18 protein-coding genes, 1 pseudogene and 1 riboswitch are annotated in these 24,241 nt (G+C 59.8%); of the genes and pseudogenes, 12 read left to right on the top strand and 7 right to left on the bottom strand.

What is annotated here, in order from left to right; translation table 11 throughout:
* Nucleotides 1–27: 27 nt before the first annotated feature.
* Nucleotides 28–118, bottom strand: a riboswitch (Glutamine riboswitch).
* A gap of 289 nt (nucleotides 119–407) precedes the next feature.
* On the top strand, nucleotides 408–656 hold the full coding sequence (locus tag NF78_RS14210) for a hypothetical protein (protein ID WP_035987358.1): 249 nt from the start codon (nucleotides 408–410) through the stop codon (nucleotides 654–656).
* A 43-nt stretch (nucleotides 657–699) separates the two neighbouring features.
* Here NF78_RS14210 and NF78_RS33490 read toward each other — a convergent pair whose 3' ends face one another.
* On the bottom strand, nucleotides 700–1,923 hold the full coding sequence (locus NF78_RS33490) for a DUF4912 domain-containing protein (RefSeq protein ID WP_263970636.1): 1,224 nt from the start codon (nucleotides 1,921–1,923) through the stop codon (nucleotides 700–702).
* A gap of 705 nt (nucleotides 1,924–2,628) precedes the next feature.
* Nucleotides 2,629–3,435 (bottom strand): annotated as a pseudogene (locus NF78_RS33495) (substrate-binding domain-containing protein); the annotation flags it as partial.
* Between the two features lie 697 nt (nucleotides 3,436–4,132).
* Here NF78_RS33495 and NF78_RS14220 point away from each other — a divergent pair.
* From NF78_RS14220 to psbA, 5 genes are all read left to right on the top strand, one after another.
* On the top strand, nucleotides 4,133–5,551 hold the full coding sequence (locus tag NF78_RS14220) for a folate/biopterin family MFS transporter (RefSeq protein ID WP_052050424.1): 1,419 nt from the start codon (nucleotides 4,133–4,135) through the stop codon (nucleotides 5,549–5,551).
* A gap of 100 nt (nucleotides 5,552–5,651) precedes the next feature.
* Complete coding sequence (locus NF78_RS14225; RefSeq protein ID WP_197064838.1) at nucleotides 5,652–7,160, top strand: carotenoid oxygenase family protein; 1,509 nt, start codon at nucleotides 5,652–5,654, stop codon at nucleotides 7,158–7,160.
* 214 nt (nucleotides 7,161–7,374) lie between these two features.
* Nucleotides 7,375–8,889 (top strand): FAD-dependent oxidoreductase, encoded by a 1,515-nt coding sequence (locus tag NF78_RS14230; protein ID WP_035987361.1) that lies wholly within the window; start codon nucleotides 7,375–7,377, stop codon nucleotides 8,887–8,889.
* 46 nt (nucleotides 8,890–8,935) lie between these two features.
* Nucleotides 8,936–9,283 (top strand): histidine triad nucleotide-binding protein, encoded by a 348-nt coding sequence (locus NF78_RS14235; protein ID WP_035987363.1) that lies wholly within the window; start codon nucleotides 8,936–8,938, stop codon nucleotides 9,281–9,283.
* 140 nt (nucleotides 9,284–9,423) lie between these two features.
* Nucleotides 9,424–10,509 carry a photosystem II q(b) protein gene (gene psbA, locus NF78_RS14240; RefSeq protein ID WP_035987366.1) on the top strand — a complete coding sequence of 362 codons (1,086 nt, stop codon included), beginning with the start codon at nucleotides 9,424–9,426 and terminating at the stop codon, nucleotides 10,507–10,509.
* A 302-nt stretch (nucleotides 10,510–10,811) separates the two neighbouring features.
* Here psbA and NF78_RS14245 read toward each other — a convergent pair whose 3' ends face one another.
* Together NF78_RS14245 and NF78_RS28270 are read right to left on the bottom strand one after the other, a co-directional pair.
* Complete coding sequence (locus NF78_RS14245; RefSeq protein WP_081972624.1) at nucleotides 10,812–12,047, bottom strand: MFS transporter; 1,236 nt, start codon at nucleotides 12,045–12,047, stop codon at nucleotides 10,812–10,814.
* A 46-nt stretch (nucleotides 12,048–12,093) separates the two neighbouring features.
* On the bottom strand, nucleotides 12,094–13,134 hold the full coding sequence (locus NF78_RS28270; RefSeq protein ID WP_052050427.1) for a helix-turn-helix domain-containing protein: 1,041 nt from the start codon (nucleotides 13,132–13,134) through the stop codon (nucleotides 12,094–12,096).
* 263 nt (nucleotides 13,135–13,397) lie between these two features.
* Between NF78_RS28270 and NF78_RS14255 the strand changes: the two genes are divergently transcribed.
* Together NF78_RS14255 and NF78_RS14260 are read left to right on the top strand one after the other, a co-directional pair.
* Nucleotides 13,398–13,838 carry a response regulator gene (locus tag NF78_RS14255; RefSeq protein WP_052050431.1) on the top strand — a complete coding sequence of 147 codons (441 nt, stop codon included), beginning with the start codon at nucleotides 13,398–13,400 and terminating at the stop codon, nucleotides 13,836–13,838.
* A 13-nt stretch (nucleotides 13,839–13,851) separates the two neighbouring features.
* The gene (locus NF78_RS14260; protein WP_052050434.1) at nucleotides 13,852–15,834 is read left to right on the top strand and encodes an amidohydrolase; all 1,983 of its coding nucleotides are present in this window, start codon (nucleotides 13,852–13,854) and stop codon (nucleotides 15,832–15,834) included.
* A gap of 340 nt (nucleotides 15,835–16,174) precedes the next feature.
* On the opposite strand, the gene NF78_RS14265 is transcribed toward NF78_RS14260, so the two are convergent.
* Complete coding sequence (locus NF78_RS14265) at nucleotides 16,175–16,564, bottom strand: cupin domain-containing protein (RefSeq protein ID WP_263970603.1); 390 nt, start codon at nucleotides 16,562–16,564, stop codon at nucleotides 16,175–16,177.
* 304 nt (nucleotides 16,565–16,868) lie between these two features.
* On the opposite strand from NF78_RS14265, the gene NF78_RS14270 reads away from it, so the two are divergent.
* The 4 genes from NF78_RS14270 (at nucleotide 16,869) to NF78_RS14285 (ending at nucleotide 21,571) form a co-directional block, all read left to right on the top strand.
* Nucleotides 16,869–17,582 (top strand): endonuclease III domain-containing protein, encoded by a 714-nt coding sequence (locus NF78_RS14270; protein WP_052050437.1) that lies wholly within the window; start codon nucleotides 16,869–16,871, stop codon nucleotides 17,580–17,582.
* A 155-nt stretch (nucleotides 17,583–17,737) separates the two neighbouring features.
* Nucleotides 17,738–18,886 carry a glycosyltransferase gene (locus NF78_RS14275; protein ID WP_197064839.1) on the top strand — a complete coding sequence of 383 codons (1,149 nt, stop codon included), beginning with the start codon at nucleotides 17,738–17,740 and terminating at the stop codon, nucleotides 18,884–18,886.
* A 343-nt stretch (nucleotides 18,887–19,229) separates the two neighbouring features.
* A complete protein-coding gene (locus NF78_RS14280; protein ID WP_035987375.1) occupies nucleotides 19,230–20,825 on the top strand; it encodes a sodium:solute symporter family transporter in 1,596 nt (531 codons plus the stop codon).
* Between the two features lie 182 nt (nucleotides 20,826–21,007).
* Nucleotides 21,008–21,571 carry a Uma2 family endonuclease gene (locus NF78_RS14285; protein WP_035987377.1) on the top strand — a complete coding sequence of 188 codons (564 nt, stop codon included), beginning with the start codon at nucleotides 21,008–21,010 and terminating at the stop codon, nucleotides 21,569–21,571.
* A 209-nt stretch (nucleotides 21,572–21,780) separates the two neighbouring features.
* Here NF78_RS14285 and dnaN read toward each other — a convergent pair whose 3' ends face one another.
* A complete protein-coding gene (dnaN, locus tag NF78_RS14290) occupies nucleotides 21,781–22,911 on the bottom strand; it encodes a DNA polymerase III subunit beta (RefSeq protein WP_035987379.1) in 1,131 nt (376 codons plus the stop codon).
* Between the two features lie 781 nt (nucleotides 22,912–23,692).
* Entirely contained in the window at nucleotides 23,693–24,220 is a 528-nt protein-coding gene (locus tag NF78_RS14295) for a universal stress protein (RefSeq protein WP_035987381.1), read from the bottom strand.
* Between the last annotated feature and the right edge of the window lie 21 nt (nucleotides 24,221–24,241).

Here is a 24,241-nt window from a genome sequence, read left to right on the forward strand (position 1 = left end):
TCGCCTCCTAGAAGCGATACGTAGTGAGGCGCGTTCCTTCGGGAGTGTCCCTACTTCCGTCTCTTTGCCGGGTGCCTGAGGGGCATGCACCAAACCTGTAGGCAGAGAGATGAACGATTTCTTCTATATCTGTATAATACGCTACGGTTTTTCAGGAAGATTGGCTTTTGACAATTCTATACAAGGGTATAGCTTTAGCCAGTCCGGTTGAAACCCCTTTCAGATAAAGGGTCTAGGGTTTGGCAGGTTGTGGGTGTCCCAACGGCATGACAACGACCCTACAAATCAGCCACAGCCTATGAAAGTTTTTCATGTCAGCCATGACAGAAAGATTTTGTACTTCTTGCTACAGAAAATTATGCTGATGTTGAGGTGAAACCCCTCCCAACACATCAGGAGATCTCGTTATGAATACCAGCTATTGGCCCATCCACAGTATTAGCTCCAACCGCAGCTCCGGTATCCAGCTCAAAGCCGCCTGGCACTGGCTGCTCAGACGCCTGGATGCCACCACGGAACCCCGGGTGTGGAAATCGACCGATGCCTCTGGCCAAACCCTATGGAACGCCTACGACCCCATCAGCCAGGTGGCCATTGACCACGCTTCTGCCGACGAACTGCGCACCTGGCTCGAAGAACTGCACTACCACAGCTAGCGTACCGTTTTGCATTTTGCCCTTTGCACTCCGCGCAGCGGCACTAGATATTGGGCCACTCCTCCTGGGCTTCGTCTTTGGTATTGGTACGGCGATCGGGGGTCTGTCGCTCGAAGGTCATGTGAATATTGCGGCTCTGCTCGCCGTCAGCAGCCACCGCCATAATCGGGTACTCAATCGTGCCGTCCTGGAAGGAGGTCTGGAACCGGAAGGTACCGTCTTCGCTCAGCTGGATGGGAGTGCCCCCAATCGTGACGGTGGCGTCGGGTTCGGTCGCGCCGTAGACAATCAGTTCAGCATCGGCAACTAGCCAGAACTTGCGGGGTCGCAGGGGCGGCATTGAGGCCGAGAAGCCCACGCCGGACAGGGTTAAGCCAGAAATACCCGACATTGTGTAAACACCCGACATTGTGTAAACACCCGACATAGTCAGGCCGGGGAACTCGGCCATGGGTCCGGGGAATCCGGACAGGGTAAAGCCCGACACCCCAGACATGGTCAGCCCCGGCACCATCGCCGCTGCCCCCAGCCCAGCCCCTGAGGCAAAGACATAGGAGCTAATTGGCGGGGCCATGGAGCCGGCAACGTGCTGCATGGAGCCAAACAGAGAGCCATCGACTCGCAGGGCTTCACCGGGGTGAGCCAGGGCATAGAGCTGCTCGTGCAGCCCCATACCAGCCCCCATGCCCTGCGGATCGACCAGGGTCATGATCGTTTTGCCGCGCAGGTTTTCCTCCCAGGTGACGGTGAGGAAGTGCTCTTCGGTCCAGTCGGAGGGGTAGACGGGAGGAATGCGAACGGTGTTGGAACGGGCCAGCACCAGCCAGCGGCCATCCCCCGCCAGGTAGCCGATTTCCACCTGGTAGTCGCGATCGCTGACCGGAATCTGCATGTACCATTCCCGCGCCATCTCATCGCAGCCAAATTGTTGCAGGCTGTGGGGAGCCTGGTAGTCAAGGTTGATTCCAGTCACATCGTAGAGGCGCAGGGCCAGTCGCTCTCCCCCCTGGCGTCGTAGCTCTTCTTTATGGGTGTGGGGCGTATCCCAGTAGGCGTAGGCCCACTGCGGGTCGCGGGGCATCAGCACGATGCGGCTGTCGCCGTAGCCGTCGGGTAGGGGAGGCAAACCGTCGTCAATGGTCGAAAGATCCAGATCGCCATCGGCGGGGTGACCGACCACATTAAACTTGCTGGCTTCAACCGCTGACTGGTCTTCGGTGCTGGCCAGCGAAGCGGCTGCCCCCGCTGCCAGTCCCGCCAACCCCATCGCCGCCGCGACGGGGGGAACCGTGGGTGCAGGCGGCTCAACCGCAGGTGCGACGGGCGGTACCTCTTCCACCACAATGATCTCAGGTTCAGGAATCTCAGGCTCGGGGATGGCCTCGGGCTCGGGAATGACCGCAGGTTCAGGCATTACCGGTTCAGGAATGACCTCGGCCTCAGCTACGGGTTCAGGCGCAGGGGGGCCAGGCACAACCGCGTCAGGCAAAGGCGGCGGCGGCAGCACAGGTTCCGGCGGCGGTTCGGGCACAGCGGCGGCCACAGGCTCATCGGCCAGGGGCGGCGCAACCGGCGGCGGCGCAACCGGCGGCGGTTCCGCCACAGGGGGAACAGGATGCTCCGCGGTAGGCGGGGGAACCGGCGGGTCAGCGGAGGCAGGGGCAATCACGGAAGCATCAGGATTGGGGCTCATACCGCCTCTGCCCCGCCCCAGCAGCCAGGCCAGCCAGCCCAGGGCGGCCACGGGCAGGAGCAACCACCACCAGGGAAACCCGCCATCGTTGTTGGTTGCTGCTCCCGGAGCGGTTTCAGCCGGTGCTGGCGTTGCGGCCCCTGGGTCGGTGTCGGCTGGGTCGGCCTCGGCCGGTGCTTCTGTCGCAGGGTCTAAGGGAGCGGTGACGGCGGCGGTCACGGCCCCTACTTCGGCCACCTGAGCTGCCGCCAGCGCCTCTTGCCCAGCGGGAGAAGTGGCATAGCCCAGAAAAGCAGCCACCGCTGGGCTGGGCTCACCCTGGTAGACAAAATAGCGGGGCTGAGAGTAGGGGTAGCGGGGGTCGTCGGGCAGAGTCTGGTGCATGGGCACAATGACGACCGTCGGCTGATCGATCACGTGGGGCGCGATCGCATAGCTGATGCCGTCGTCGTTTAGCGCCTGAATCACCGCTGCCGTGTCATCCTCCGCCACCGGATCGGCGGTAGCCCCCGTCTCGAAGGGGGCCCCCTGAAAGACGTCGTACTGGCTGAGCGAGCGGCGGGTGTCGCTGTCCTCGGGGCGATCGACAAACCGGATGGGGCCGGGGGCTCCCCCAACCTCGGACCAGTCGGTGATCTCGCCGCGAAACATACCGGCAAACTGCGCAAAGGTCAGGTTGCCCTCAAAGGGGTTATCGGGGCCAATGATGATGGCAATTTTGGCCCGCTCCAGGGCCACCGTGTTCAAATTCTGGGCTCGTTCTTCGTCGGTGAGGGGCCGACCGATCGCCGCCAGGTCAATGTCGCCGTCGATCAGGGCCGCGATCGCCCGATCGCTGCTGGTCACCTCCACCCCCACCTCAGTACCGGCGTAGGCGGCCTCAAACTCCTGCTGCAGGGCTTCAGCAGCAAAGCCCAGGTTGGGGGAACTCTGTATGGACAGCGTGGTGCCTGAGGGTACAGTTTCGGGCAGCGAGAATGCCGGGCTCTGGGCCACCTGGGCCAGGGCAAAATGCCTCAGATCCGGGTGAATGGCCGGGCTCAGGGCAAACAGGGCGGCAACGAGAAGTTTGACTGAATACTGCATCGGTTGATGAGGGAGACAGAGAACTGAAGCCTAGGCAAATATACCAAGTCCCCAGGTAAAACAGGCGTATGCTAACTGGCAAAACCCGTCAATTAACCTGGATTTAGTGCGTACCCGAGAATTACGGTCAACTATTGCAGCATTCGCCAAGGGAGTCAATAAGCGAACAGCAGGGGCAGCCAGGGGCGAGAATGGTTCGAAACAGCGGAATTTCTCCAAAAACCATCTATTTTGCTCAATCCAATTCCCAGGTACCGCTAAGCCTTCTGACAGCTCAACCCCTCCCAGGGCCACCCCCTAAACTCTGGGCACTCTGGGCAGAACCCTCGCGATCGGGCCAGGGAGTTGTAGACCGATCCCGCCTGACCCACCTTTACCCCACCCTGTTGACGAGCAGGCGTCTACTTATGCAGAGGTTTTTGGATCCCAAAGTCAGGTTAATGCGGCTAGTCACCCAAGCAACGTTCTGGCATGAGCGCCAACCGTGCCATTGATCCTCTGACAGAGGTTTTAGACTCTTGCCAGGCAGTCTCCAACTTGGCCTGTTTCAGGACTGATCCAGTCTGGCTCTCTCTCCGCGGATAGACGGGTTCCGCTTCACTGCTCCTCCCGTCCCGAGGCGATCAAGTTATCATGGAGAGCGATTGACATTTCTTAACAAATCCTGAAACGCTACTTAGGTAAGACTGACTGATTCATGGCGGCTTCTTCCCCTTCAACCAGCGGCATTAAAGGCTTTGTGGAGAATCGCATTCTCCTGGGCCAGCCGCTGACCTCAGAGCTGGCAGCCATTTTGCTGGTGTACTTTGTGCAGGGCATTTTGGGGCTGGCCCGGCTGGCGGTGAGCTTTTTCCTCAAAGACGACCTGGGGCTAACCCCGGCCGAGGTCGCCGCCCTCAGCGGAATTGCCACCCTACCCTGGACGATCAAGCCGGTGTTTGGCCTGCTGTCGGATGGGTTGCCCATTGTTGGCTATCGGCGGCGACCCTACCTGATTCTGTCGGGGCTACTGGGGGCCGGGGCCTGGCTGGCGCTGGCTACGGTGGTGCAGACGGGCTGGGCCGCGATCGCAGCTATTTCCCTCAGTTCCCTCTCCGTCGCCGTCAGCGACGTGATTGTCGACTCTTTGGTGGTGGAGCGGGCCCGGGGCGAATCCCTGGGGCAGGCGGGTACACTGCAGTCTTTGGCCTGGGGCACCTCAGCCGTAGGCGGCATTCTGACCGCCTACCTGGGGGGAGCCCTACTCCAGCACATCAGTACCCGAGCGGTGTTTGGCATTACCGCCACTTTTCCGCTGGTTGTGTCCCTGGTTGCCGTGCTGATCGCCGAGGAGCCGGTTGATTCGCCCAGCTGGACCGTGGTGGGCAACCAGGTCAGGCAGCTCTGGCAGGCCATTCGCCAGCGGGCAATCTGGATGCCCGCGCTGTTTCTCTTCCTCTGGCAGGCCACCCCCACCGCCGACGCCGCCTTCTTTTTCTTTACCACCAATGACCTGGGCTTTCAGCCCGAGTTTTTGGGTCGGGTGCGGTTGGTGACCAGTCTGGCCTCGCTGCTGGGCATCTGGGTGTTTCAGCGATTCTTGCGCACGGTGCCCTTTCGCACTATCTTCGCCTGGTCAACGGTGCTCTCCAGCGCCCTCGGCATGAGCATGCTGCTGCTGGTCACCCACGTCAACCGCAGCCTGGGCATTGGCGACGAGTGGTTTAGCCTGGGCGACAGCCTGGTGCTAACGGTCATGGGCGAAATCGCCTTTATGCCGGTGCTGGTGCTCTCGGCCCGGCTGTGCCCCCCGGGGGTGGAGGCCACCCTGTTTGCGCTGCTGATGTCGGTGGTGAATCTGGCTGGGCTGCTCTCCCACGAGCTGGGGGCACTACTCACCCACTGGCTCAACGTCACCGAAACCAACTTCGACAATCTCTGGGAGCTGGTGCTGATTACCAACCTCACCACCCTGCTGCCCCTGCCGCTGCTGTTTTTGCTGCCCTCCTCCTCCTCCCAGAGCGTCGGCGACAGCCATGCCGAAGACCTCCCCCCCGCCGAAACAGCGGTGGTGGCGACCACGCTCTTTGCCCCATCTTCCACCGAGCACCCCGTTCCGGTGGGTGACCCCGACTAATTCAGTCGAAACAGACCCTGCTACAGATGGGCGCAGCCCTCTGGGGTCATGCAATCTGTGATTGTGATCCTTCTATTTTTACTTAACCGTCCAAATCGAAATGCCTACCTACCCGATCATCAACTCCCCCACCATGACCGCCGCCGCCGGTTCAGAGGCCACCACCTTTTCTGTCGAAGACTGGAGCAGCGGCTACCGATCGCAGCCTAACGAGCACAGCTACTGGATCACCGACATTGAGGGCAACATTCCGGCAGACCTTGAGGGCACGCTATTTCGCAATGGTCCCGGCCTGCTGGATGTCAACGGCCACTCCGTTAAGCACCCCTTTGATGGGGATGGCATGATCAGCAGCATTGTCATTCGCAATGGGAAGGCCTTCTTTCGCAACCGCTTTGTGCGCACGGCGGGCTATGTGGCCGAGCAGGCGGCGCAGAAACCACTGTTTCGCGGCGTGTTTGGCACTCAAAAGCCCGGCGGCCCCCTGACCAATGCCTTCGACCTCAGCCTGAAAAATATTGCCAATACCCACATCGTCTACTGGGCCAACAAGCTACTGGCCCTGTGGGAAGCGGCTGAACCACACCGACTGGATCCCTCTACCCTGGAAACCCTGGGTTTAGACTACCTGAACGGGCTGATTGCCCCCGGCGGTTCCTTCACCGCCCACCCCAAAATTGACCCTGGCCACCACGGCGACCAGCGGCTGGTCGGCTTTTCACTCAAAACTGGTCTGTCCAGCACCATTACGCTCCACGAACTTGACGCCGAGGGCAATGCCGTCTGTCAGCACCGCCATACCATTCCCGGCTTTGCCTTCATCCACGACTTTGCCCTCACCCCCAACTACGCCATCTTCTTCCAGAACCCGGTGAGCTTTGGGCCCATTCCCTTTCTGCTGGGGTTCAAGGGTGCGGCAGAGTGCATTCGCTTCAACCCGAAAGAGCCAACCAAAATTTTGGTCGTTCCCCGCAATGGCGACCCCATGCAGGTGATCGAGACCGACCCCTGCTTTGTGTTCCACCACGCCAACGCCTTCGAACGCGACGGGCAAATTGTTATTGACTCTATTTGTTACGACAGTTTCCCGTCCCTGGATGGCACCAGCGACTTTCGCGAGGTTGACTTTGAGAGCGTTCCGGCGGGAGAACTGTGGCGCTTTAGCCTGAATATGGCGGCGGGTACGGCTGAGGTGAGCAAGGTGCTGACCCGCTGTGTGGAGTTTCCCACCCTGCACCCCGACTATCTGGGGCGGCCCTACCGCTATCTATTTATAGGGACTGCCCACGCTGCCCAGGGCAACGCTCCACTGCAAGCCCTGCTCAAGCTCGACACCCACACGGGCGACACCGAGGTGTGGAGTGCAGCCCCGCGCGGGTTCATGGGGGAGCCCCTGTTTGTGCCCCGCCCAGGGGGTCAGGGGGAGGATGACGGCTGGGTGCTGGTGCTGATGTACAACGCCGAGCGCCAGTGCTCTGACCTGGTAATTTTGGCGGGTCAGGACATTGCCGCCGGGCCTGTAGCCCGACTGAAGCTGCCCCACCACGTGCCCTACGGTCTGCACGGCAGCTTTGTTTCCCAGTACTTTGGGCCCGGGGAGAACGAGTAGTTGGCTTGATCCGTAGGGGAAAAAGTTGAAACCGTTGGGGGGATGATCTGAAACTGGTTGGACCATCCCCCATGCACCCGCCGGTTTTTCTCGCTGGTTTCGCCAAAATTTCCCCATTTCTATGGCAATTTCGACTTATTTCCGACCTATGGAAGATGAGAATTTGGGTGTGGACTCGGGAGGATTAGGGTAGCCCTCTCACTGGTCTTACGCCATGACCCTCACCGGACGCCATATTTCCTACTGGATAGACTCGACCCTGCCCTCTAGCTACCCGACGCTAAGTCAGGATGTCACGGTGGATGTGGCGGTCGTGGGAGCCGGGCTGGCGGGAGTGACCACAGCCAAGCTGCTTCAGCAGGCGGGTAAAACCGTAGCCCTGATCGAGGCCGATCGGATTGGGGCTGGCGTATCGGGCCATACCACCGCCAAAGTGGCCGCCCTACAGCAGCTCATCTACGCCGATCTGATCGAGCAACACGGCGAGGAGAAGGCCCGACTGTTTGGGGAATCGAATCGGGCCGCGATCGCCCGTCTGGCCGACCTGATTACGGCGGAAAATATCGACTGCGACTTTGAGCGCAAGGCCAACTATACCTTTGCCACCGACACCGACGGATTAACCAAGGTCAAAGACGAGATAGAGGCCGCCCAGCGCCTGGGCCTGCCCGTCAGCTTTGTCGAGAGCGTCGATTTGCCCTTACCGGTCTCCGGGGCAATTGTGATGCCCGATGAGGCCCAGTTTCACCCGCGCAAGTTCATGCTGGCGATCGCCGCTACCCTACCCGGCAACGGCAGCCACGTCTTTGAGCAAACCCGCGTCCAAACCGTCGATGGCGAAGGTCCCTGCCGCGTCATCACCCACAATGGCCCCACCGTTACCGCCCAGGATGTGGTGATCACCACCAACCTGCCCATTCTGGACATTGGCCTATACTTTGCCAAAACCTATCCGAAACGGTCCTACATTGTTGGCGGCCGCATTGCCCCAGAGCAAGCCCCCAAAGACATGTACATTGGCGTCGGCGAAAACTACCGCTCCATTCGTTCAACCCCCACCGACGACGGCGGTACGTTGCTGCTGGTGGGTGGCGAGGGCCACAAAGTCGGCGACGACAGCGCCACCGATGAGCGCTTTCAGCGCCTGGAGAGCTATCTGCAAAAGACCTTCGGGGTTGAGCCAGCGTATCGCTGGTCCACCCAAGACTACATCTCCTTCGACAAACTGCCCTACATTGGCCCCCTCACCCCAGCCCACGACCACACCTACGTCGCCACCGGGTTCAGCCTTTGGGGGATGGCCAAGTCGATCCTCTCGGCTATGGTGCTGTCGGACCGCATTCTCGGCATTGCCAACCCCTGGGCCGATCTATACGAATCCACCCGTCCCGCCCCCTTTGTGACCGCCACCTCCATTCAGCAAAACCTGGAGGTGGGCACCCGCTGGGTGGGCGATCGCTTCAAGGGCCTGTTCGACTCCCCCGACAGCGTTGGCCCCGGCGAGGGCAAACTGGTTACCCACAAGGGCAGCAAAATTGCCGCATACCGCGACGACAGCGGCCAACTCCACACGGTCTCTGCGGTCTGCCCTCACCTGGGCTGCATTGTCGCCTGGAACCAGGCCGAGAACAGCTGGGATTGCCCATGCCACGGCTCCCGCTTTAGCTGCAATGGGGATGTTCTCCACGGCCCTGCGGTGAAACCACTAGAGTCAAAGCCTTGTGATTGATCAGGTCCGTGCGACAATAGCGGCGTCATTTAGCCCCAGCTTTTCTATGAGTGGCGACACCATCTTTGGCAAAATCATCCGCAAAGAGATTCCGGCCAATATTGTCTACGAGGATGACCTTTGCCTGGCCTTCACCGACATCACCCCCCAGGCCCCTACCCACATTCTGGTGATTCCCAAACAGCCAATACCCAAGCTGGCGGATGCGACTTCGGAAGATAAAGAACTGTTAGGCCATTTGTTATTTACCGTTAAGCAGATTGCCGATCAGGTGGGATTGACCGAGAACGGTTACCGAGTGGTGATCAACACTGGAGACGATGGTGGGCAAACCGTCTACCATTTACACCTGCATCTGCTGGGGGGCCGAAGCCTGGGCTGGCCTCCGGGCTAATGCATTTACTTTTGTACAGCGAAATAAACTTTCGTTTCTCACAATTTTCTGGAGAAAAGAGGAACTTTACACTGCATATGGATGGGTAGATTTATCCATTCCGTATCCATTTTTCGCTGTTATTCATTGGCACTCTTACTATGACTACTTCTCTTCGCGCCCGCGACAATGCGGGAGCCTGGGAGCGGTTTTGTCAGTGGGTCACCAGCACCGAGAACCGCCTCTATGTGGGCTGGTTCGGGGTCCTGATGATTCCCACCCTGCTGACCGCCACCATCTGCTTCATCATCGCGTTCATAGCCGCTCCTGCTGTCGATATTGATGGCATCCGTGAGCCTGTATCCGGCTCGCTGATGTACGGCAACAACATCATCTCCGGTGCGGTTGTGCCCTCCTCCAACGCCATCGGTCTGCACTTCTACCCGATCTGGGAAGCTGCTTCCCTGGATGAGTGGCTGTACAACGGTGGTCCCTACCAGCTGATTATTTTCCACTTCCTGATCGGCATCTTTGCCTACATGGGCCGTCAGTGGGAACTGAGCTACCGCCTGGGCATGCGCCCCTGGATCTGCGTGGCCTACAGCGCTCCCCTGGCTTCGGCTACTGCCGTGTTCCTGATCTACCCTCTGGGTCAGGGCTCTTTCTCGGATGGTATGCCCCTGGGTATCTCCGGTACCTTCAACTTCATGATTGTGTTCCAGGCTGAGCACAACATTCTGATGCACCCCTTCCACATGCTGGGTGTAGCCGGTGTGTTCGGCGGTTCGCTGTTCTCGGCTATGCACGGTTCGCTGGTGACCTCCTCGCTGGTGCGTGAGACCACCGAGACCGAGTCCCAGAACTACGGCTACAAGTTTGGCCAGGAAGAAGAGACTTACAACATCGTTGCAGCCCACGGCTACTTCGGTCGTCTGATCTTCCAATACGCCAGCTTCAACAACAGCCGTTCGCTGCACTTCTTCCTGGGAGCCTGGCCGGTTGTCGGCATCTGGTTCACCGCCCTGGGCATCAGCACGATGGCGTTCAACCTGAACGGGTTCAACTTCAACCAGTCGATTCTGGACTCCCAGGGTCGGGTGATTGGCACCTGGGCGGACGTGATCAACCGCGCCAACCTGGGTATGGAAGTGATGCACGAGCGCAATGCTCACAACTTCCCCCTGGATCTGGCCGCTGCCGGTGAGGTCACTCCCGTGGCACTGCAGGCTCCTGCAATCCTCGGCTAGGTTATGACACCCTGGGCGGGTTAACGCTCCGCCCTACCTGTGAACAGGTCGAATGAAGGTTTGAAGCGCCCCAGAGTTCTGGGGCGTTTTTTGGTGTTTATGGGATTGGAGGGGCGGGGTTTGCCAATGCCCCTCCGGGTTGCCCGGTTGGGTATCGGGGGTTATTGAATTCGGATTTGCTGTCAGGCGCTGTTGGGTTGTCCCCCTCCAGGCGACCCAGCCAGGGTTATGTCCCTATTTCCCCCAGGGTATACAGGTAAGGATAGCGGATAGGGTTGTCTGGCACTCGCACAACTTTCAGCCTACTCCCGCAACAATACCCAGCCCCCCACCAGGAAAAACGGCATCACCGATAGCATGGCCAGCCGTTGATTGCCGGTGGTGGCGCTGATCAGACCAAATAGCAGGGGGCCACCCATGGCCGACACCTTGCTCACCAGGGCATTGAACCCAAACAGTTCGGCGGCCTGCTCCTGGGGTACCAGTTCCGCAAACAGGCCCCGGCAGAGGGACTGGGTAGACCCTAGCACCAGCCCCAACCCACAGGCTGCCAGCAGGGGGATGGAGGGATGGGTGCCAAACACTAGGAGTAACAGGGTAACTATCCAGATGCCCAGCGCAGATTTGAGCAGCCCCAGGGCAGACCAGCGACGGCTCAGCCAGCCAGAGGTGAGGGTGGCCGGAATGGCGATCGCATTGAACAGCAGGGTCAACTGCAAGATCGTCTTCATCGGCAGGCCAAATTCTGTGGTGAGATAAATTGCGGTGAAACTACCCACCGTGAACACCCCATCGGAGATCAGGTAGTAGCCCAGCAAAAACTGAAAGATGTCTGGCCGATCTCGCCATCCGCCCAGGGTAGAAAACACCTGCTGGTAGGCCCGTCGCACCAGGCTGACCGAAAGACCATAGTGGCCGCCCCCCTGGCGGGGCAGCCAGGCCAGGGCCGGCAGGGCCACAATCCCATAAAACACCGCCACCAGCAAAAAAGTCTGCCGATAGATGGGCAGGTTGTCGGCCTCCAGCCCCCCCGCCAGCCAGGGACGGGCAATAAAAAAGCAGGCCAACCCACCGATGTAGCCCAGCCCCCAGCCCAACCCCGACAACTGCCCCAACCGCTGACGCGGTACCAGGCTGGGCAGGTAGGCATCGTAGAGGCCCATGGCCAGACTGTAGCCCACCTGGGCCACCACAAAGGCCAGCCCGCCCCACCCCACAGCCCCCGGCTGAGCCCAAAACAGCGCCGCCGAAGCGATGCAGCAGCCCAGGGTGGCAATGACAAACAGGGGATGCCGCACCTTGCCCAAATCGGCGATCGCCCCCACTAGAGGGGCCAGCCCCCCCGCCACCACCAGGGCCAGGGCGGTCAGCAGCCCCCATTGGGCATCGCAGTAGGCCACCCCACCGCAGAGAACCTGCCGGTAGTAAACCGCAAAGGCCACGGAGGGAATCAGAAAGATATAGCTCGAACTGGCGATGTCGTAGAGCAACCAGCCCACAACGGGCCTAGGAATCGGAGAAACCTTAGAAAAGCGCATACCCCACCCCCTGCACAGATATCTAACACCAATCGCCTAGCACCACCTACCGACCCTCCCGTTTCAATGTCTCCTGGGGCGACTCGCCAAACATTTGTTTGTAGTCGAGGGCGAAGTGGTTCATACTCCAAAACCCAAACTGACCGGCAATGTTAGTCACCGTGTTCCGATCGGGGTGGGCGGTTTTTAAGGCCCGATGCACCCCCATCAACCGCAGGGTTTTCAGGTAGGCCATGGGGCTCATGCCAAAGATGTCTTGAAACCCGTAGGAGAGGGCGCGACTGCTGGTGCCCAGCGCCTGGCACAGATCGGCCAGGGTGAGGGGCTGATCGAGGTGGGCCACCATGTAGTCTTCGGCCTGCTTGACCAGGGGCGATCGCCGCAGCGCAGGGGCCCGCAGGGTAGATGGAGCCAGTTGTAGAGGCAGGGCCGCCACCAGCATCGGCAAAAAGTCTTGCAGGAGCAGCCGGTGAAAGGTGGGCTGCTGCAACAGGGGCGATCGCTGGGCTAAGAGGGTATAGACCTGGTTCAAGTAGGTGTGGAGCGATGGTAGAGCGCTGGGCAGGTAGAAATAGTTGGGGGCAAAAAACTTCGCATTTAAATCATCGCGATCCATGGCCTGGGCACAGGCCTCAAACACATCTTGGCGAATGTAAACCACACAGTGGGTGGTGTGGCCAGGAAACACCATATCTACCCCCCGGTTGGGGTCAAACCCATAGGTATAATCGGCAGTGAGTGATCGACCGTGGGACACCACTGGATGACGGCAACCCTGGGGCAGAAAGACAAATACCATAAACCCCGGTTTCTTAGAACCGATCGCCTTAATGGCGCAGTTAGCGCGGCTAAAGCTAATGCGGACTGTGTCGCACCCCCAGACAAATGCCTCGCAGGACAAAGGCTGCCGACTGAGCTGAGTCAGCGTGACATCCTCGTTAGACCAATAGGCGGCTAGCTCATCAATGTCGCCAAATTTGCGCTGCTGGGCGAAACCTTCTCCCCAATAACTCGGGTGTGCCGCAGGTAAATGGGTCAGAACATTTTGGGAGGCTATGCGGGGCGATCGGGCTTGACTAAAGGCCATTCAATTGACAAATCAACTCAATCGGTATGAATTGGCAAGTATCAATTGACATTGATAAGGTGCACCGGACGCCACAGAAAAATTCCAGGAATAACGCGCCTGAGGCGCATCCTGGCTGTCTTAACCTTACACCAAACCCTAAGATCTTGAAATTTTTGCAAAAAACTTGTGACTCAGCGTTGGTGAAGTTGCAAGTTTCGGACAGGCGCACCTTGAGTTTATTCCTATGCTCAGAGCACAGAAAATATCTGATCTGATCGCCCATGGAAGCCATGTTAGTGCGCCCAGAGATTGGGCTATATTCCCGCACCAAGCAAGTTCTCTATATCGATGACGACCCGGCGGTGGCCATCGTTACCCAATACAGCCTGGAGCTGTTTGCCGGTTGGTACGCCGCCACAACGGATGCACGCTATGCCCTCGATGTGGCCACTTCTGGACCATGGGATCTGATTTTGCTGGAAACTGGCCGGGGGGATGGGGCCGGGCAAACTCTCTACCAGCAGCTCAGGGCCGACCCGCGCACCCGGTCCATCCCAATTATTTTGCTGACCTCGCGGCTCATGCCCAGCGACTACCAACGCTACAGCCAGATGGCGATCGCCGGAGTCATCCCCAAACCCTTTAACCCCGTCACCCTGGGGACGCACATCGCCGCCCTAATGGACTGGAGCCTGCCCTCCCCCGTCCAGACCCTAAACTAACGAAGAGATTACCATGACTGACTTCAAAGCATTTTTTCAGCTGGGCTGCGGCTGTGCTTCATTTTTGGCCGATACCCTTGAGGCGGCAGGCCACAATCTGATTCAACGGCGCAACTTCCTCAAACTCTCCCTCGGCACCGCCGGGATTTTAACCACCTCCCACTACCTGGCCCAGGGGGGCAACGCCTCAATGAAGTCTACCCCGGCAGCCAGCCAGCCCCTGGTAGCCGCTACCGGGGATGCCGTAGACACGATTTACTTTGGTGGGCCGATTGTCACCATGGTGGCCGATGGCGATCGCGTCGAAGCCCTGGCCGTTAAAGACGGCAGGATTATGGCAGCGGGCCGTCTGGCCTCGGTAAAGTTGTTGCAAGGCCCGACCACCACCCTGGTAGACCTGGCGGGGCGCTGCCTGATGCCGGGGTTTATCGACCCCCACTCCCACGTGGTGATGCAATCGGCTAAGTTTGCTGTCGCCAACCTCGACCCCTACCCCATCGGCGAAGTCCAGTCCATCGAAGACATTCAGCGCATCCTGCGGGAGGAAATTGCCACCAAAAACCTCGCCCCCGGTCAATGGGTGATTGGCTGGGGTTACGACGACACCGCCCCCGAGGGCATGCGCCATCCGCTGAAGGAAGACCTGGATGCCGTCTCCACCGAGCATCCCATTTTGCTCGTCCACATTTCTAACCACCTGTGCGCCTGCAACAGCCTTTTGCTAGACAAGGCCGGGATTAGCGCCAGCACCCCCGACCCCGAGGGGGGCCGCATTCAACGGCAACCGGGCAGCCAGGAACCCAACGGCGTGCTGGAGGAGGCAGCACTAATGCTGGTGGCGGGTCTCCTGCCCACCCCCACCCCCGAAAAAGCCCTGGAGTTGTTAGAGGCCGGGCTGAGGTACTATGCCGCCGCCGGCATTACCACAGCCCAGGATGGCTCAACGGGCAAAGGGGCGGCGGCCCTGCTAGAGGCCATGGCCCAGGCCGACAAACTCCCCATTGATGTGGTTAGCTATCCCCTCTACGCCGGAGTAGACGATGCCCTGTTTGACCAGGTGGCAGCGGATCTAGAACGGTTCCAATGCTCGAGTGTCCCCACGGGCCGCTTCCGCTACGGCGGTATCAAACTGGTGGTCGATGGCTCCATTCAGGGCTACACCGCCTACCTATCGCAGCCCTTCTATGTCGAACCCGGTGAGACCCAGCCCACCGCCGACAAATGCCGGGACCAAAACGCTGAGCATCTGTTTATTAGCTCAGAAACGGCGGTCAACAGTCCGGCAGTGGGGCAAGTACCCAGCGACGGCTATCGGGGCTACCCCAGTATGGAGGTGGAGGATCTGGCCGGCTGGGTAGAGCGCTGCGATGCCCGCGGCGTGCCCATGCTGGTGCACACCAATGGCGATGCCGCCACTGACATCTTGATCGAGGCGGTGGCGATCGCGCGTTCAGCCCAGCCTCGCCCCGATCTGCGGACCACCATCATCCATGCCCAGATGATTCGAGAAGACCAGCTCGATGTTGCCGCGGCCCAGGGGTTGGTGCCGTCGTTCTTTCCCATTCACATTCCCTACTGGGGCGATCGCCACCGCGACCTGTTTTTAGGCCCCGAGCGAGCGGCGCGCATCAGCCCGGCCCAGTCGGCCCTCCAGCGCAACATGAAGTTTACCCTGCACCACGACGCCCCGATCGCCGGTATCGGCATGCTGCCCGTCGCCGCCGCCGCCGTCAACCGGGTCACCTCCGGCGGGGCTGACCTCGGCCCCGACCAGCGGATCACCCCCTTTGAGGCGCTGCGCGGCATCACCGCCGATGCCGCCTGGCAGTACTTCGAGGAAGACCACAAAGGCACCCTAGAAGTCGGCAAACTGGCCGATTTGGTGGTGCTCTCCGCCGACCCGCTGGCGGCAGACCCGATGAAAATGGGCGAGATTCAGGTGCTTGAAACCATCAAAGCCGGTCAGACCATCTACCGCCAGAGCGAAAGCCCCTGAGCCTGCGGCATCCCCCCATCGGCCCCCCGGGGGAATGCCGCACCCGGCCCCATCCCTCCGGGTTGTAGGGGCATTGCGGTATGGCATTGGGGGGCGCTGCCAGTGGTTAGACCCCCCGCGTAGCGCTTTCCGCCGCAGCACAGCCCTCCGCAAAATCAGGTCGACAGGGAGACCCGCTTGCCGACAGACTGGGTGCCGTTGAATTCCCGCTGGATGCCTTCCAGGGTTTGCAGCATTGGGGCCAACTGCTCCGGTTGGTTGACCTCCCAGTCCTTTTAGGGGGCCAGGCGAATCCGAGCTCCGTTGGGGAGAATTCAGGGGACGCTAACATTGCTTCCGATCACGACCGAGCGCGCCCGTGGACCACCGCCGGAGGGGTAGTGACCTCAACAGCGGTGAAGGGCTCAAGAATTTTGTAGGTGTGGGATGCGCCCTCGGGCACCACCCAGGAGTTGCCGGGTTCGAGCACCACCATCTGACCTTCCAGGTGCAGCTCCGCCCGCCCGCTAATCACGTAGCCGATCGCCTCATAGGGCCGCTGAGTCTCGGGTTTGGCCTCGCCGGGCTGCTCATTTTCCCACAGCCGCATGGCCAGGTTTTTGCTCAGGGCCAGGTGTTTTTGCCCCATATCTCCCGTCGGAGCGGCTTCGGAGGTGACTTTGATAATGGTGGTATCGCTCATGGTTTTGTATGTCGGGTTGAGCAGCGTTGCAAGGACGGCGCGGGCCATGGAAGACCGTGGTGATGCTAACCAACGATCTTGACAGAGCCCCAAAGGCTTGCCTTTACTCGCATCCTAAAGACCCCAGGGCAGGGCAACCTCTTTCCAATGAGGGAGCATGGCGATCGGTTGGGAGCGATCAAACGAAAAATGCTGGGGGTACGGTGCAAGGTATACGGTGCAAGGCAGAACCGCAAACCGTATACCTTGCACCGTATACCGCAAACCCTCTTCCTACAATTACTCTCTCCCCAGGCCAATTCTGCCCATCCCCCAAATCGTTACACTGCTGACTAGAGCGCGTAGGGCGAATGTGGTAAGCCAACCGAGCAACCTAGATTTGCAGCATCAGGCGATCGCTATCCACAATCGCCTCTGTGCCGAGTATGGCTGCCCCATTCCCTACTTCCACAACCTTGATCCGCTGAGTGAGTTGGTGTCCTCGCTATTGTCCCACCGCACCAAAAACCACGACTCGGGCCGCGCCTTTAAACAGCTGGTGGCGCAGTTTCCCACCTGGGCAGCGGTGCGGGATGCACCCACGGCGGCGGTGGAGGCGGCGATCGCCCCCTGCACCTGGCCCGAGCAAAAAGCGCCCCGCATTCAGCAGGTCTTGAAGCTAATTGGCGAAGCCACCAACGGGGCGTGGTCGCTCGACTTTTTACAGGCGATGCCGGTAGCCGAGGCCCGCGCCTGGCTGGAGGCGCTGCCCGGCGTGGGGCCTAAAACCAGCGCGGCGGTGCTGTGCTTTAGTCAGCTGCGGGGGCGGGCGCTGCCGGTGGATAGCCACCACCACCGCGTCGCCCAGCGCCTGGGGCTGATTACCAAAACCCTGGCCGTCGGCCCGTCCCATGCGGTGCTCGAAGCGCTGCTGCCCGAGGATTGGAACGCCCAGCAGGTCTACGACCACCACGAGGTGATGATGCTCCACGGGCAGCGGTGCTGCTTCTACAACAATCCGGCCTGCGATCGCTGCGTGGTCTTGAGTTTGTGCCCCGACGGCCAGGCCCGCTTGGCAGCTCCCTGACCCCTGAAGCCGAGAAAATGCAGGGGAGTGTGGGGAAGCGATCCGCGCTCGGCCCAGGTTCCGTCCTTCGGTCGGGTTGAAGTACTCCCGGTAGAGATGGCAACCGTAGGCTAAGCAGGGCTGAATGGGTAGGGTAAAAACTGCTACTACCGATTGTGAATTCAACCCTGACACCGTTAGCCAGTGCGGCTCCCAGGCCGCTGCGAGTTGTGGTCTACACCGATTCTATGGGCATGGGGGGGGCCGAGCTGAGCCTGGGTCATCTGGTGGCAGGAGCCTCCAACCAGTTCGCCATCACCGTGCTGGGGGTTTCAGCGGCGGTTGTCGAGGCGATCGCCGCCCAGCGCCCCAGCGCCGAAAAAATTGTTCTGCCCCCGGCTGGTCTCCGCTCCCTCGCCGCCCACACCGCCACGCTGCACCGCCTGCGGCCCGACATTATCCACCTCAACCTCTGTACCCCCTGGGCCGGGGCCATCGGCCTGACGGCAGCGCTGACCGTGCCGGGGGCGCGGGTGGTGCGGGTCGATCAGCTGCCGTTGCGAACCACCGATGCCCTGGCCTTGTGGCGAACGCGAGCCCTGTCGCTGCGGGTGGATGCCCACGTTGCCGTGGGCGAGGCATCGGTGCGGCGGATGGAGGATTTCTATGCCCTGGGTCGCCACTCGGTGCTGTCGGTGCCCAACGGGGTACCGGACATCGCCTTCGAGCCCGCCCACACCCCGGCCCGGAAGGATCACCGACTGATTGTGGCCACCGCAGGTCGCCTGGATGCGGTGAAGGCCCACGACATTCTGCTGCGGGCAATCGCCCTGGTCGACGACGCCTACCTGGTGATCTGGGGGGAGGGGACGGAGCGCCCCGCCCTGGAGCAGTTGGTACAGGATTTGGGCATCGGCGATCGCGTATCGCTGCCGGGGTGGGCGGGTAACCCCCGCGCCCACCTGCCCAATGTGGATATCTTTGTGCTGCCCTCGCGATCGGAGGGCTTTCCCCTGGCGATCGCCGAAGCCATGCTGGCGGCCCGTCCGGTGGTGGCAACCCGGGTGGGCAGCGTAGCCGAGGCGGTCAGGGATGGTGAAACCGGGCTGTTGGTCGAGAAAGACGATGTGATGGGTCTGGTCAAAGCCCTGCGCCGCCTGCAGGGGGATGCTGCCCTGCGCGATCGCCTGGGACAGGAGGGCCGAGCGGTGGCGGCGGCAGAGTTGACGGCCCAGGTGATGACCCAGCGCTACGAGCATCTCTGGCAAACACTGGTCGCACAGCCGCGATCGCCCCGCCTGCGCGTCCCCCGCCCCCGCGATTAAGATCTCAAAAATTTGTATCCATCGACAGATCCGAGGAGCAAGGGGCTCCGTCCAAAGAAGGTTGTATGGGGTTTTCTTGACCCCATACGATACCTATCATTCGGTTTTCGATCACATCAATAAAGCAGCGGTCGGGCACGGTTGCTCGACCCATTTTTCATTGCTTTAAACCCTCAGTAGTCCACGGCAAAAAGAGCGGCAGCTGTGCCGCCGCCACAATTTTTTATGGCGGCGACTTGGGCTGCTCAATTCGCGTCATTAAGCGGAAATATGTATCGAAAACTTACTTTGATTCAGCACTTAAACTCAGTTTTTCATGTGACAAGTACAGGTTTTTAGACCCATGGAAGAAGCCAATATTCAGTTTGAGTTGACCGGCCTAGATCTCGGCATTCTCGTCGCCTACGTGATTGGGGTGCTGGCCATCGGCTTTTGGGTAGGCCGCAAAAAAGAGGACCAGGAGAGCTTTTTTCTGGGCGGGCGGGGCAGCCACTGGTTTTTAATCGGGTTTGCCCTGATGGCGGCCAACCTGTCGGGCACCTCCTACGTGGGCCTGGCTGGGGCAGGCTACGAAGACGGCATCAGCGTCTGGAACTACGAGTGGATGGCCACCCTGGTGCTGTGCTTTTTTGCGGTGTTTATTTTGCCGTACTACCTGCACTCCAAAATTTCCACCATGCCGGAGTTTTTAGAGAAGCGGTATGACGCGCGATCGCGGCTGTTGTTCTCCGGTTTTTCGATCTTCACAGCCATGTTTATCGACTCCGCTGGCGCGATGTATGCCGGAGCCATCACCCTGCAACTGCTGTTTCCCGACATCGGCCTGTTTTGGCTAATCGTGGCGATCGCCACCCTAGGCGGCATCTACGTTCTGCTCGGCGGTCTGTCCGCCGTCATGGTCACCGACACCATTCAGGGGATTTTGCTACTCACCGCCGGTGGCCTGATCTTCTTTGTCGCTTTCTCAGAACTGGGCTCCTGGCAGGCGGTGGTGGATGCCGCTCCGCCCGATGGCTTTACGGTGTTTAAGCCCGCAGACGACGACTTTTTGCCCTGGCCGGGGGTCTTTACCGGCGTGCTGTGGTTGGGCATTTACTACTGGATTACTAACCATGTGGTAGTGCAAAAGGTGCTGTCGGCCCGCAATGTCAACGACGGTCGCTGGGGGGCGCTGTTTTGCGGCCTGATGCAGCTGCCGCTGCTGTTTCTGCTGATTTTGCCCGGCACTATGGGCCGCGCCCTCTACCCCGACCTGCCCGACCCCGACATGGTGTGGCCCGCTATGGCCTTTGACTTGCTGCCCGTGGGCCTACGGGGGCTGGTGCTGGCCGCCCTGGTAGCGGCGCTAATGTCTACCCTGGACTCGGCCCTCAACGGCACGTCATCCCTGGTAACCAACGACTTTGTCCGCAAACTCAGACCGGGGGCCAGCGAGCGGCGGCTCCTCTACTACGGCCGCATCACCATTGCGGTTTTGATGGTCCTGGCGGTGATTTGGGCACCGCAAATCGCCAACTTCCCCACCATTGTTGAGTATTTTCAGTCGTTTCTCGGCCACATCACCATGCCCGTGGTGACGGTGTTTTTGGGCGGCCTGTTCTGGCGGCGGGCCACCCGTGACGCGGCATTCTATACCCTGGCGGTGGGCATTCCGGTGGGCATTACCATGTTTGTGCTGGGGGAATTTTTAGAGCTCTACGACCTGCAATTTCTCTACGCCACCGGGCTGCTGCTGCTCTTCAGCCTGCTGATCTTTGTGGGGGTGACGCTGTTGACCCCTGCGCCCGAGGCCGATGCGATCGCTGAGTTGACCTGGTCAAGCTCCACCTGGCACGACGAAACCCGCGACCTGGCAGGCATCCCCTGGTGGCAAAACTATCGCTATATGGCCCTGACCCTGGTGATCGGCACCCTGGCCATGGTGGCGTTCTTTACCTAGCCGTACTGGTCGGATTTCTAGGCAGTTTTGACCACGGCCTGGACATGTACGGCCCCATTTGAGCTGGCGCTGGTTTGGGTCACTGTGATCTCTAGAATCGCCCAGAGCCGTAGCTCAAGATCTACCGATGCCTACAGCCTAGCGATGGGTCATCATAGGAGGAGACACCCCAGAGGGTAGCGATGGTTCAGCTTGTCGATCGACCTACCGAGCAGCGGTTTATTCATGCGGGCGTAAGCTGGGACAACTTTAAAGCGATTCAGCAAGGGTTTGCCGATTCGCCAGGCATTCGTCTGTTTTATTTCGCTGGGGAGCTAGAGATTTTGTCCACATCCCCAGAGCATGAGATTGTCAAGGGCAACCTCGGCTACCTGATCGAAGATTATCTGCTGGGTCAGGGGGTCGAGTTTGTGGCCACAGGCTCTTTCTCTCAAGAACGGGAGGCGATCGCCTCGGTTCAGGCCGATGAATCGTACTGTTTTGGCCCTAAAAAGCCTATTCCAGACCTGGCGATCGAGGTGGTATTTACCAGCGGCGGCCCCGATAAGCTCAAGCGCTACGCTGCCCTGGGCGTTGCCGAGGTCTGGTTTTGGCAGGCAGAGCGCATTAGTGTTTATTGCCTGCGATCGGGTGGCTATCAGCAAGCCAGCGAAAGCCAGGTTGTACAGGGCATTGACCTCGATCGCCTGGCCCACTGTGCTGCCCTAGAATCGCGTTCTCAAGCCGTTAACGCTTTTCGACAGTAGAGGGAGGCAGCTGCAATTTATAGCCTGGCGTTGCTGAATGCAAGTATGATATGCCCCCTAGCCCCCCAATTCTGGGGCGATGAAAGGCTGTTAAGTTTACAGATTCATTACTCAATTCAGCAAGGCCTATAGCCTCTTCTCCCGTTTGAAATTGAAACTACTCAAACCCATCAATCTGCAAAGAATGGTGTCAAATCACGCTTTGCGACCTACCCCCGAATCTGCACCGGCATGACCAGGTAGGTGATTTTGGTTTCGCCCAGGGGCACAAACACCGCCGGGCTGGTGGCCGCATTGCACTGCATCTGCACTTCGGTGGTGTCGAATGCCTTGAGGCCGTCCAGCAGGTAGCGCACGTTGAAGGCGATATCGAGGTCGTCGCCAGTCACCTGGGCTGGCAGCTCTTCGCGACCGCTGCCCACCTCCTGGGCTTCGACCGAGAGCGCGATGGACTGCTCGTCAGAATTGAGAGTGATTTTGATGATGTCGTTTTTCTGGCTGGCCAGCACCGCAATGCGCTCCAGGCTCGACATCAACAGGCGGCGATCGACGGTGACCTGGCGGGCAAACTGCTTGGGCAGCAGCTGGCGGTAGTTGGGGTACTGCCCCTCCAGCAGGCGGGTGGTGAGGCGCTGCGCCCCTAGGTCAAACAGCACCTGGGTTTCATCGAGCCGCAGGGCCACCGGCTGGTTGGAGTTGTAGCCCTGGATCATGCGCTCTAGCTCGCGCAGGGCCTTGGCGGGTACGGTGACATCCATGGCTGGGGTTTCGGTAGCGGCTTCGTCGGTGGTCTGCACCACCGAGAGGCGGTGGCCATCGGTGGCGGCAAACTCCAGGGCATCGGTCTCCGACATCAGGTGGACGCCTGTCAGTACCTGCTTGGTTTCATCGCCGCTGGTGGCAAACAGGGAACCCCGCAGCCCGTTGAGCAGGGCATCGGCACTGAGGGCGATCGCTTCGCCGTCTTCCACCGTAGGCAGCGACGGGTAGTCTTCGGCACTGAGGCCCCGCACCTCGTAGCGGCCCGAGGATGAGGTCAGAGTGACGGTGGTGCTGTCGCCGTCCGATTCGAGGGTAATATCTTCGTTGGCCAAGCGCGATACGATATCGCCCCAGAGCTTAGCAGGCAGCGTCAGGGTGCCCGGTTCGTCAACCTGGGCACTGAAGCGCGTTTCAATGCCCAGCACTTCATCGAAGCCAACCAGCGTCACTGACTGACTTTCGATGTCGGCCGTTACCAAAATATTGGCCAGCACAGGCCGACTGGGGCGCGACGATACCGCTCGGCTAACCGACGAAAGTTGGGCACTCAGCTCGCTCTGGGGGCAGATAAACTTCATGGCAACGGAGAAAGAAAATGCAGTGGATAGGGAACGTCAACCTGAGATGCCCGCCTGTGGCATCTACCTGGCTAATTCCGTACTAGCAGTATCTCACCTTTGCTATAGATCCCGGTTAAACCTACTATGTGTGAATGATTTCAGAAGCCTGGATCCCTTATAAACAAAGCTTTTGAGCGGTTTTGAAAACGGCTACTTTTTGATTGGGTGTTCATCCTATCACCCTTTTTTGCCCTGGCTGACCTCTTCTCTGTGGGGCAAGGTCTGCCTTCCGGAAGAAGAAAAATTTAAAAGATAGTCGTAATAGAAGGGGCTGTGAAAACTGGGGAAAAGAGCTAGATTGCTTGAAGTGGGCAGGCTAGGGAACTAACGGGGCTGGGGAAAAGCGGTGGGGAATCGTCCTGAGTTTCCACAACTATGGACATGGGGCAGGCAACATCCACACCCAGGCAGAGGTTATCCCCTCTAACGACAGAGATTTTCCACGGATTTTTCCCGGTTTTCCCCAGGAAAGTGGAAGAAAAAGATCATGAATCGTTACATCGCGATCGCACTACCCCGAGCTTCGGATCCCGTCGCCCTGCTCTTTAATGCTAACTCCTGCCTGGTTCACCCCACAAATTAAAAGGCGACTGTCATCGACCTTGGGCTCGGCTATGTCGTTAAAAAATGGGCTTTTTGGGGATTGGGGTTTGGACGTCAGATTTAGTCAGGTCGTTATCAGTAGAAAACCCTGGAGCGAGGAGCTACCAGGGTCGCGGGTGCGTGCTTGGCTGGGGTATTAGGCAACTTCCGCCGCCATAGCGGGGGTCTCAGTCTCGCTCAGGGCAGTGCCCTTCAGCACCAGCACGGCACAGGGGGCACGGTGCATAACGTGGTTGCTGACGCTGCCCAGCACCAGTTCGGTGAGGCCTGAGCGGCCCCGGTTGCCGATCAAAATCAGGTCGGCTCCCCACTCCTGGGCAACTTTGCAGATGGCGGTGGCGGGGCTGCCCACCAGCTGGCGAAACTCAGTGGGTACGCCAGCGGTATTCGCGATCGCGGCATAGCGGCGCAGGTTCTCCAAACTTTCGGTTTCGTAGCGCACCCAGGCCTGCCGCCAGGCTTCCAAATCCAGCTCGGTGCCCGGTGCCCAGTAAATGCTCTCCAGGGTTGCCGACATGGGCATTGGGGTGTCGCTATCCTGACTGGAGAGGCAGTGCACCAGCAGCAGGGTGCCCGCGGTGGCCTGGGCCAGCTCCAGGGCATGGTTAAACAGGGCGGCGCTGCTGGCGCTATTGTCCAGAGCAACTAACAGTTTGCGGTACATGGGTTATCCTCCCGGAACTGG

Origin of the sequence: Leptolyngbya sp. KIOST-1, assembly GCF_000763385.1 — a bacterium.
GTDB lineage: Bacteria > Cyanobacteriota > Cyanobacteriia > Phormidesmidales > Phormidesmidaceae > Nodosilinea.